General features: G+C 38.2%; 8 protein-coding genes. 3 read left to right on the top strand and 5 right to left on the bottom strand.

Features of this window, described 5'->3' with window-relative positions; genetic code table 11:
- Window positions 1-912: 912 nt before the first annotated feature.
- Window positions 913-1,083 (bottom strand): hypothetical protein, encoded by a 171-nt coding sequence (locus GA0061081_RS11080; protein ID WP_167349307.1) that lies wholly within the window; start codon window positions 1,081-1,083, stop codon window positions 913-915.
- Between the two features lie 51 nt (window positions 1,084-1,134).
- On the opposite strand from GA0061081_RS11080, the gene GA0061081_RS11170 reads away from it, so the two are divergent.
- Window positions 1,135-1,287: a helix-turn-helix domain-containing protein gene (locus tag GA0061081_RS11170; protein WP_209435367.1), complete on the top strand. Its 153-nt coding sequence runs from the start codon at window positions 1,135-1,137 to the stop codon at window positions 1,285-1,287.
- Between the two features lie 187 nt (window positions 1,288-1,474).
- On the opposite strand, the gene GA0061081_RS05085 is transcribed toward GA0061081_RS11170, so the two are convergent.
- A complete protein-coding gene (locus GA0061081_RS05085) occupies window positions 1,475-1,918 on the bottom strand; it encodes a hypothetical protein (protein WP_091347733.1) in 444 nt (147 codons plus the stop codon).
- A gap of 770 nt (window positions 1,919-2,688) precedes the next feature.
- On the opposite strand from GA0061081_RS05085, the gene glyA reads away from it, so the two are divergent.
- Entirely contained in the window at window positions 2,689-3,945 is a 1,257-nt protein-coding gene (gene glyA, locus GA0061081_RS05080; protein WP_091347731.1) for a serine hydroxymethyltransferase, read from the top strand.
- A gap of 48 nt (window positions 3,946-3,993) precedes the next feature.
- Here glyA and GA0061081_RS05075 read toward each other — a convergent pair whose 3' ends face one another.
- The gene (locus GA0061081_RS05075) at window positions 3,994-6,171 is read right to left on the bottom strand and encodes a phage holin family protein (RefSeq protein ID WP_091347729.1); all 2,178 of its coding nucleotides are present in this window, start codon (window positions 6,169-6,171) and stop codon (window positions 3,994-3,996) included.
- A gap of 198 nt (window positions 6,172-6,369) precedes the next feature.
- Between GA0061081_RS05075 and GA0061081_RS05070 the strand changes: the two genes are divergently transcribed.
- On the top strand, window positions 6,370-8,295 hold the full coding sequence (locus GA0061081_RS05070; RefSeq protein ID WP_091347727.1) for an ABC transporter ATP-binding protein: 1,926 nt from the start codon (window positions 6,370-6,372) through the stop codon (window positions 8,293-8,295).
- Between the two features lie 73 nt (window positions 8,296-8,368).
- Here the strand turns inward: GA0061081_RS05070 and GA0061081_RS05065 are convergent, their stop codons facing one another.
- Window positions 8,369-9,550 carry a sugar transporter gene (locus tag GA0061081_RS05065; protein WP_091347724.1) on the bottom strand — a complete coding sequence of 394 codons (1,182 nt, stop codon included), beginning with the start codon at window positions 9,548-9,550 and terminating at the stop codon, window positions 8,369-8,371.
- Between the two features lie 141 nt (window positions 9,551-9,691).
- Window positions 9,692-10,204 (bottom strand): thiol peroxidase, encoded by a 513-nt coding sequence (gene tpx, locus GA0061081_RS05060; protein WP_091347722.1) that lies wholly within the window; start codon window positions 10,202-10,204, stop codon window positions 9,692-9,694.
- Window positions 10,205-10,454: the final 250 nt, after the last annotated feature.

Here is a 10,454-nt window from a genome sequence, read left to right as displayed (position 1 = left end):
TCCTTAATCCTTGGGCCGCGGGGGCGGTTATGGTGCCTGAGAGGACAATCTAACAAAGAATAACGCCCCCGCGTAAGTTGGGGCATTTCCCTTAGGGTTGCGCTGTTGCGGCGAAGCCACAATCGCGCCGCCCCCGCCGCCGGCGACGCTGAAAGCGTCGATGGCGGTGGCACAAGGGTAAAATAAATAAGAATAACCAAGCAGTTGGTGGTAATGATAAGTGTTTGCTGTGTACTTTAACATAGTGGTGTTAATTCAACTGATGGCATCTATTCAATGCTAGGCATAGTATGCCTAACAATAAAATGAGCACTACTAACATAGCACTTATTCATCACCCAAGACTTTCAATCTAAAATTGTCAGCAAGCTTGCTGATAAAAAGGACGAAAGTAAGGGGATATTGTTAAATCAGCGATATACGCATCTTAGGTTGCAACTTCCCAACTGGAGTGCGAAAGGTTTTTGATTTTGCTTATATCAAAAAACATCAACTGACTTGGCCCTCAAAACAAAGTTAAAAAATAACCATACGGCAATCTATAAAAATAACATAGTAAAAATCGGTCAGAAAAGGTATTGATTTTATTGAAGTTTTTATTTTGCTGTTTTTAAGCTAAATCAATCACTTACACAATCCAAGCAAGGCGCCGGCAACTAACAAATCAACAAAACCACGAATAGTGACCCAATAACAGCAAATTAACCGCTCCAAACCTTTTTTAATGATAATTTAAAATCAAAATATTAAAAAATGGTTTTCAAAGATGAAATTGTTGTTTATTACACCAAGTACAAACGTTACTCTACCGTCTATATTGCCAACTGATAGCCTTGGTGTTGGTTGTGGGGCAGTGCTACTTAATTCAATGTCTTTTAACTCATATTGATACGGTAAATATTTTTTACCTTGTTATTTTATTGATGGTAAATTCTCAGCGGTAAATGACGTCCACCCGTCAGGCGAAATATTATAAGCATGAAATCTCAGCACTTCATCAAGCCCCAATTTTGTGCCATTCACTTCTATTAGTTGTATAAGCTGTTTACCCTCAATGGCTTGTAAATCTTGTGTTATTGGCATAATTTTCTCCAGACGTAATACATAAATATTGGCTAGAAAAGAAAGAAATAGATGAGCTTGCTAACAGGTGTACCAAACGAAGTTGTTGATATGGTTTTTGATAATAATTATTCCCTAGCACAAGCATGGCGTGAGTATTTAAAATTATCCCAAGTTGACGTTGCGAATAAAATAGGTATTAGCAAATCAGCTTATTCTCAATAGGAAAAAGCCAAAAGTTAAGAAAAGCAACTCGGATTAAAATTGCCCAAGCACTACAAATCAAGCCTGAGTTACTAGATTTTTAATAAAAACTCTCTAAGGGGGGATTGAATTGCTTTGGTGGTTAATAATAAATTAACTAAATTTAAATAAGCCCTTTCGGGCTTTATTTTATTAGTGATGAGAATGCTTATTTTATTCGGGTACAAATCACTTCTGTTTTGGTTCTAAGATCAATAATATTATTATTATTGTTACTATTAATTTTATTTATTTCAGCCAAAATTGTGAAATTAAAGGTGTCGCTATTAACAATTTTTGTTGTTGTTTTTGTGTTAATCTTGGCGTTTTCTGTAACTTCACTTTTATTAGTGTCCATTTTATTTGGGTCAATCAAGATTTTTGTTCCATCCTCATTTATTTGATAAAGTTCATTATCTAACATTTTAAATGTCATTGTTTTTTCTGACGACGACACTGAATCATCAAAATCTTCATTAGCGTCACTGTTTTCCTTTTCATACTCATTACCGACACAATGCCAATTACCTAAAAGATACTCTTTTGTAATTTTATTTTCTCCACAGCCGAATAAAGCAAGACTAACTAAACTTATTATCAATATTCTTTTCATATCATCTCCTTAATTTTTTGATAATAGTATGAAATTTGTTAGCCAAGTGCAATAAAAAAAAACGCCAGAAAGGTATTTAATTTAAATAAAATCAATTTTATAACTATAAAAACATAATATCTTCCAAAAACGATGGTTATGTCGTTTGTCCTATTCCGGCGTCAGAATGTGCCGACAACAGTGCGAGGTTAGCACGCCAAACAGGGATGTTTGGCGAGTTTGTGCTGCGTCTGGAACGCATCACAAACGGTGCGTTAAGACCGAGCGCCGGCGTCGGACAAATTTGTCTGGAACAAATTTGAACATCTGAGCTCAGCGAAGATGGCCTCGTAGAGGCGAGTATCAGGATGATACGAGTAGTGCCGCAGGCCACATTCTGCAGCCAAAGCGCGGGTTGTTAGGGAATTCGCTTTAAATTCCCTAACTCAACTCGGACGTAGTCACGATAACTATTTTGTTCACCCAAGCTCAAAACGTCCTAAACCACTGCACTCAATTTATTCTATTCGCCAAAACAAAAAGTCCTGATTTTCCGCTAAAAATCGGTCAGAAAAGTTATTGATTTTATTAAAGTTTTTTCTGGCTGTTTTTTTAATAAAAACTGCCTTATAAAAACACAACATCCCATCCTTCAATATAAATATTTTTTATAACCTCAAAAAAAGATTGAAATCGTTTGGTTGTTAAGTAACCATATGAGAGTAATACCCATTTTTGCTAACGATAAAGCAAAACCAGACAAACTACATAATTGATGATAAGGATCCAACATGTTTAGTAACAAGATGGCTATTGCCGAGTACGATAAAGAACTGTGGGATGCGATAAAAGGTGAAGAACAGCGTCAAGAAGATCACCTTGAATTGATCGCATCAGAAAACTATACCAGCCCACGCGTAATGCAAGCGCAAGGTTCGCAATTAACCAACAAATATGCCGAGGGTTATCCCGGTAAGCGTTATTATGGTGGTTGTGAGTATGTTGATGTGGTCGAGCAGTTGGCAATTGATCGCGCTAAAACTTTATTTGGTGCTGATTATGCCAATGTACAACCTCATTCAGGTTCGCAGGCGAATTTTGCGGTTTATATGGCGCTTTTAAATACAGGCGATACTGTTTTGGGCATGAATTTGTCTGAAGGTGGGCATTTGACGCATGGTTCGCCAGTTAGCTTTTCTGGCAAGCTTTATCATATTGTGGATTATGGCGTTGATGATTCAGGACGTATTGATTATGACAAGTTAGCTAAAACAGCCCAAGAGTCTAAACCGAAAATGATTATTGGTGGTTTTTCGGCTTATTCTGGTGTGGTGGATTGGAAGCGTATGCGCGAGATTGCCGATAGTGTGGGTGCTTATTTATTTGTGGATATGGCACATGTGGCTGGTTTGGTGGCCGCAGGTGTTTATCCAAATCCTGTTCCTTATGCTCACGTTGTGACTACAACCACCCATAAAACCCTTGGTGGCCCACGTGGGGGCTTGATTTTAGCTAAAGGTGGCAGTGAAGAATTATATAAAAAGTTAAATTCGGCTGTCTTTCCTGGGGCGCAAGGTGGGCCTTTAATGCATGTGATTGCCGCTAAAGCGGTGGCATTAAAAGAGGCAATGGAACCCGCTTATAAAGAATATCAACAGCAAGTGGTGAAAAATGCCAAAACGATGGTTGAAGTGATTATGCAGCGTGGTTATAAAGTGGTTTCTGGTGAAACACACAATCATCTGTTTTTAATTGATTTAGTCGATAAAAATATCACAGGTAAAGAAGCCGATGCGGCTTTGGGTAGTGCCAATATTACGGTTAATAAAAATAGTGTACCGAAAGATCCACAAAGCCCGTTTGTGACATCAGGCGTGCGGATTGGTACGCCGGCTATTACTCGCCGAGGCTTTAAAGAAGCCGAATCGCGAGATTTGGCTAATTGGATTTGTGATGTTTTAGATAATATCGATGACGAGCAAACTATTCAAGCTGTGAAAGAAAAGGTGCTTGCAATTTGCCGTCGTTTGCCGGTTTATCAGCATTAATGGTCGTTTCATTTCGCCGACAAGTGTCGGCGAAATGGTTTGTTGCTTTTATTTGCCAATATTGGCATTTGTGTCAGTTTTATTTTGGGTTTGTTCTTGTTTGTGCTGCTTGATATAGTGGTCAAGGTAACCTTCATGCCATAACCAACCTCCTGTCGTTCCAATACCAAGTAAAATAGCTAACCAAAAAATGATAGCCAATTTGTGGTGGCGTTGTTTCATTGGATCTCGTAAGTTGCGTTTTGCATTGGCTGGAAGTTCTGCTTTACTGGTGAGTAAGCTACCTAGCATTAAGTTTATTTTAACTTGTCCGTTAATTGCCCAACCTGATGCTTCTAGCAGTGGGCCAAGGGTTCTTCGACGCAATTTTAACCATGCCAAAATAACAGAAGGGCCAGAAATAATTAGGAATAATCCAATAAAAACCAAAGGCAATTGCCACCAAGCTAGCGCAAAAATAGCTTGGAATAGTGTGGCTAATGCCGTGCCGATTGCGCCAATGGCTAGGCCAATTGCGGCAAAAATACCTACGCTTTTGCCAATATCAAATTTATTGGCTGGGTTTTGCAATGCTTGTTCACTTGATTTTGCAACATCGGCATCTTTGCTGCTTGCCCATTTGTTTATCTGTTCGGTAATTACGCGCCCCATTCGTTGATAAGGTGCCCAGATTGCTTGTTGTATGCTGATAGGTTTGGTAATGATTTTGACGACATTGGCATCCCAGTCGTTGCCGTCGTTATCAATAAATACGCCATTGCGACCTTCAATCAGTAAATCGCCTTTCCCCGCTGTCATAGCGGCGGCAATGAGTTGCTTTTGCCCGTGTCTAGTACATTCACAATAGAGTAAGCAGAGTTCAGAGTAGTTTGCCATGGTGGCGTGTTTGGCAATATTATCAACTGCAACGCAAAGAGTTGCACAGCGTCCATCAATGTAGAGTTTTCCAAGCTGAAAGGCCGCTCGGGTTTTTAACGAAAAGAAGTCAGCAAAAGACACAAAGTTGACCAGTAAGCGGTAAAGGTGTTTGTGGAATAAGACTAGCTTTTCTAATACGAGGACGTCGGATGAGGATATCGGGGTTTTATTGTCTTGTTCAACCATTTGTGTAAATTCGTTCAGCAGTTCACTGTTGGCTAAGTGGGCGATAGTGTTGCTTGGGATATCTTCTATGCTGGCAGATGGCGCGATTTCAACTTTTATTTTTGTTATTTCGGGTTTAGTGCTTATTAATGTGGTGTAAGTTTTTAAGCTGTGTTGGATGTTTTGCCATTCTTGCTCGGTTAGTAAGTCAGGATTGGCTAATGCTGGGGCGATGAGCGTTTTGAGTCGGTTAACTTTGGCTTTCCATAGTGGATTAAGCCCATTGACTAAGTCAAGTGCGTTGGTTGTGTCGATTTTTGATAGCGGTAATTGTGCTAAGGCGTCATCAGAAAGTAGTCCATTTTGGGTCGGGACGATGTACTTTTCGTCAACATTGAGGGCTGTTTGCGCTTGTGGAGCGTATTGTGCCAGTTCAACGCGTAAAAAATAATCGTCAATTTTGGGTTTGAGTTGTTGGATTAACTTCCAAGTCTCGGCACTATTTTCACCAAATGGAGTTGGGGTCTTACTTATTTGAGTTTGCCATTGTAGCCATGTTTTTAGGTTGTCGACAAAGGTGGTGGCTATATTTAGGTCAATGCCATCTTGTCCGCTCATGTCTTTTTGTGCGCCGGTGGTGTTGATGGCGGTTTGGATGAATGTTTGCATGTCGGGCGATAATTCGCTTGATACAGGGAAGATTAAGTCACCGTTGTAAAGTTTACTAGCGTTGATTTTGATTGATTGTTGAACGTCATCTTGCGTTAAGTAATTTACGTTGTTTTTATTTAAGCTAGCTAAGATGCTGTGAGCGGTGATAGATAGCTTTTTTCCCTGTGGAGTCGAGGTGTTTATTTGTGATAGTGACAGTGTTTCACTTGAGTTTAAAATGCTGTCAAATGAGGTGATTTTGTCTTGTGTCCAGCTAATGGCATCGAGAATGTCAGGTATGCGAATTCGTCCATCTTTGTCTGAGTCGAGTAGCTCTAAGGTTCGCTCATCAAAATCTAGCCCTGTGGTTGGGCAACTTAAAGCTACCCATAATTTAGGGTCTAAATCAGGTAGATTAATAATATCATTGGCATTTTTAAATACCACTTGATCTAATCCACCTACGCGCTGAAATGTCCACATGTGACTCATAGTTATCTCCACATCAAAATCTAAATAATATTTTTACATTAATATAAACAGTATTTGTTTTTTTTGATAGAACAGAACAGTGATTTCTAATATTTGTGAGGCCTATTAACGTATCTTTGGTATTTGGTTTAGTTGCCTTGAGCAACTTTATGATAGAATAGCGACTTATTATTTAATACCCAAATAAAAACCAATAATATGTCATTAATTAATCTTACCAATGCTTATCTTTCATTTAGTGATGCACCGCTACTTGATCATATTGATATGTCTATTGAACCAAATGAGCGTGTTTGTCTTGTTGGACGTAATGGCGCGGGCAAATCAACGTTACTTAAAGTGTTAAATAAAGAAGTGCCATTAGATGAAGGGCAAATTATTTATGAAAATAATGTGATTGTTTCACGCTTGCAGCAAGATCCTCCTCGTGATGTGCAAGGCAATGTGTTTGATTTTGTAGCAGAAGGATTACACGAACAAGCCCAGTTATTACGAGATTACTATGATTTAGCTCATCGTGTTGAACACGATCCTTGCGAAAGTAACTTGGCTAAATTAGCGAAAATGCAAGAGCAGTTAGATCATCAAAATGGTTGGCAATTAGATAGTCGTATTCGTAATGTTATTTCGTCGTTATCACTTGATGGTGATGCATTGTTATCTTCGCTATCAGGTGGCTGGCTTCGTAAAGCTGCATTAGCCAAAGCATTAGTTTGTCAACCATCGGTTTTATTGCTTGATGAACCAACAAACCATTTAGATATTCAAACCATAAAATGGTTGGAAGAGTTTTTGAAAAGCTTTAATGGCAGTATTGTGTTTATTTCTCATGACCGTTCATTTATTCGTCAAATGGCAACGCGTATTATTGATTTAGATCGGGGTAAAATTGCCTCTTGGAGCGGTAACTACGATAACTATTTACTTGGTAAAGAAGAAGCCTTGCGCGTTGAAGAGTTGCAAAATGCGGAATTTGATAAAAAATTAGCTCAAGAAGAGGTTTGGATTCGCCAAGGTATTAAAGCTCGCCGTACACGTAATGAAGGGCGAGTACGTGCATTAAAAGCAATGCGCCAAGAGTATAGCGAGCGTCGCCAAGTGATGGGCAGTGCCAAAATGCAAATTGAGGAGGCGTTACGTTCAGGAAAAATTGTTTTTGAGCTTGAAAATGTGACCTATCAGATTGAAGATAAGTTGCTAGTTAATGATTTTACTGTGCAAGTATTACGTGGCGATAAAATAGCTCTAATTGGTCCTAATGGTATTGGCAAAACGACGTTGTTAAAACTAATGTTAGGTAATTTAGCGCCAACATCAGGTAGCGTACATTGTGGTACAAAGCTTGAAGTCGCTTATTTTGATCAATATCGATTAGAGCTTGATCCTGAAAAAACCGTGATGGATAATTTAGCTGAAGGTAAACAAGAGGTGATGGTTAATGGACGATCGCGTCATGTTCTTGGTTATCTGCAAGATTTTTTATTCCCTCCAAAACGCGCCCGAACACCTGTTCGTGCATTATCAGGTGGGGAGCGTAATCGTTTATTGCTGGCTAAACTATTTTTAAAACCTAGTAATTTATTAATACTTGATGAACCGACCAATGATCTTGATATTGAAACGCTGGAGTTGCTAGAAGAGTTGGTTAATGATTATCAGGGAACAGTTTTGCTAGTTAGCCATGATCGGCAGTTTGTTGATAACGTCGTTACCCAATGTTGGTTTTTTGAAGAAAAAGGGCATATTGGCGTTTATGCGGGTGGTTATGCTGATGCTCTACAACAACAGCAACAGGCGCAACCGGTTAAGGTAGCGGCAGTTAATGATGTTAAACAGCCTAAAAAAGCATTAAGCACGGCGAATAACAAAAGCAATGATCAAGCCACTAAAAAGAAAGTTAAGCTGAGTTATAATGAGCAACGAGAGTTAACACAATTACCAAGCAAAATAGAGCAATTAGAATTAGCTATTGCTGATTTACAAGCACAGATTGGTCAAAGTGACTTTTTTAATCAACCCCACGAAGTTACGGGACCAATCTTACAATCTTTGACCGATAAAGAAGCTGAATTAGAATCTGCTTTTGAACGCTGGGAACAGTTAGAGTCTTTAAGTAAATCATAATGTAAGGGTGTTATTTTCAGCATTATTTATTGGGGTATATAATAAATAATGCTGTTTCTGAGCGTTAAGATTTTTATAAAATGGTTTTATTATTCCACAACTTTCTAGAACAAAGGCAGAAAAATAATAAGGCAATGATGACAAAAATTGCGCCAACAAAACCAATATCTTCCTTTGATAGTAAAATTAATACTTTACTGCCTATAAAAGCGCCTCCTCCTATTCCAATATTGTAAATACCTGAATAGACCGATGTTGCAATATCGGTTGCATCGGGCGCTGCATCAATCACTTTGCTTTGCATGACCATGCCAATAATGGTAATCGAAAGCCCCCAAATCAAACATTGAATGATTGCGGTATAAAGCGTGAATGAACAGACATAAAGCGATAATAAACAAATGATCAATGACAACATAGGCATCACTAATATGGCGGTTGGATTTTTTTCGGCATATCTTGCAAAAATAACACTGCCAATCATGCCTGAAAAACCGACTACTAACAATAAAGCGACGATAACATTTTGACTAAATCCGCCAACATCTTTCATAAATGGCGTGATATAAGTATAAGCAGTAAAGTGGCCAGCAATAATAATGGCTATTAATAGATAAATGTTAAGCAGTATTGGCCGTTTTAATACCGTTGGAATATCTTTGATAGAGATAATATCCATGCTTGGTACAGTAGGTAATAAACGGAGCAGTAATATCATCACGCAAAAAGCGATACTAGCAATACATAAAAAAGTCACGCGCCAACCAACGAGTTGCCCTATGATGGTACCAATTGGGATCCCTAGGATGGTTGCCATCGATACGCCAATAACAATAAAGCCCATTGCTTTAGCTTTTTTACCATTAGGCGCTAATCGAACTGCAAGAGGTGTTGTAATTGCCCAAAATACCGCATGTGCACAAGCAATGCCAATCCTTGCTGCCATCAGACTGTAAAAATTCCACGCAAATCCGGCTAAAATATGGCTACCAATAAATAGGCAAAATAGAAAAATTAGTAATTTTCTTCGCTCCATTTTTGATGTTAATACTGTGAGTGGCAATGATAATAACGAAACAGACCATGCATAAATGGTGAGTAATAATCCAGCATGAGCAACATCCATTGAAAAACTTTCAGCAATATTAGGTAATAGTCCAACAGGTACAAATTCCGTTGTATTAAAAATAAATGCCGCAAATGCAAGGCAAAGAATTGATGACCAAATACGAGATCGGTTAATACTATTATTCATGATTAAGATTATGGAGGAGGTATGTTTTTATTGGATTATAACTGAATAATTTTGTCTATTAAATAGCTGCTATAAATAAATCTTAAAGTAAATCATCGCCACCACTGTTGGTAGAGGGTGGCGATGTATTATTGCTTTGATTTATGCTAACGCTTTAGCCGCCGCTAGGGCTTTGTCATAATCGGGCTCCGAAGATGTTTCTTTAACATATTCGACATAAGCAATTTTGTCATTTTTATCAATGACAAATACGGCGCGGGAAAGTAAGCGTAGCTCTTCAATAACAGTGCCATATTTTAAGCCAAAATCCAGATCTTTATGGTCAGAAGTGACTTTGACAGCATCAATGCCTTCAGCCGCACAATAGCGATTTAATGCAAAAGGTAAATCAACACTAACTGAAAATATCACGGTATCTTTTAGTTTTGCTGCTTCTACATTGAAACGGTGAACTTGGGCACTACATACGGAAGTATCAATGGATGGTACCGAATTAATAATCCTGATTTTACCTTTAAAATCGGATAATTTAATGGGTTTCATTGCTAAATCTTGCACGATAAAATCGGGTGCTATGTCACCAACGTTGATTTTGGGACCTAACAAAGTAATAGGGGCTCCACGCATAGTAACTTCATTGACTCTTTTTTGCATAACTGTTTCCTTTGGGGATAATAATTGTGTTGTAATAAATTTCAGTGTTGATAGGATAACGACGTTCAATGCATTAAAGATTTTGCACCTATTGGCGTTGATTTAATATAGACCTAAACAGGCTACTGAGCAATAGCGCTATTATGCTTTTAGTGATGAATTAGCCAATTTCAACTATTGTTAATAATGTTGTTTTTTTTATGTAATTAAATTATTTCTATTTTGTATATTTATTAGACAATGGTATATA

This window comes from Gilliamella bombicola, assembly GCF_900094945.1.
Classification (GTDB): Bacteria; Pseudomonadota; Gammaproteobacteria; order Enterobacterales; family Orbaceae; genus Gilliamella; species Gilliamella bombicola.
This window is presented reverse-complemented; position numbering and strand designations above follow the sequence as displayed.

What these genes read in the sequence shown, in the direction of transcription:
- GA0061081_RS11080 (WP_167349307.1), bottom strand. Translation starts at nt 1,083, where the DNA reads ATGCCAATAACACAAGATTTACAAGCCATTGAGGGTAAACAGCTTATA.
- GA0061081_RS11170 (WP_209435367.1), top strand. Translation starts at nt 1,135, where the DNA reads ATGAGCTTGCTAACAGGTGTACCAAACGAAGTTGTTGATATGGTTTTT.
- GA0061081_RS05085 (WP_091347733.1), bottom strand. Translation starts at nt 1,918, where the DNA reads ATGAAAAGAATATTGATAATAAGTTTAGTTAGTCTTGCTTTATTCGGC.
- glyA (WP_091347731.1), top strand. Translation starts at nt 2,689, where the DNA reads ATGTTTAGTAACAAGATGGCTATTGCCGAGTACGATAAAGAACTGTGG.
- GA0061081_RS05075 (WP_091347729.1), bottom strand. Translation starts at nt 6,171, where the DNA reads ATGAGTCACATGTGGACATTTCAGCGCGTAGGTGGATTAGATCAAGTG.
- GA0061081_RS05070 (WP_091347727.1), top strand. Translation starts at nt 6,370, where the DNA reads ATGTCATTAATTAATCTTACCAATGCTTATCTTTCATTTAGTGATGCA.
- GA0061081_RS05065 (WP_091347724.1), bottom strand. Translation starts at nt 9,550, where the DNA reads ATGAATAATAGTATTAACCGATCTCGTATTTGGTCATCAATTCTTTGC.
- tpx (WP_091347722.1), bottom strand. Translation starts at nt 10,204, where the DNA reads ATGCAAAAAAGAGTCAATGAAGTTACTATGCGTGGAGCCCCTATTACT.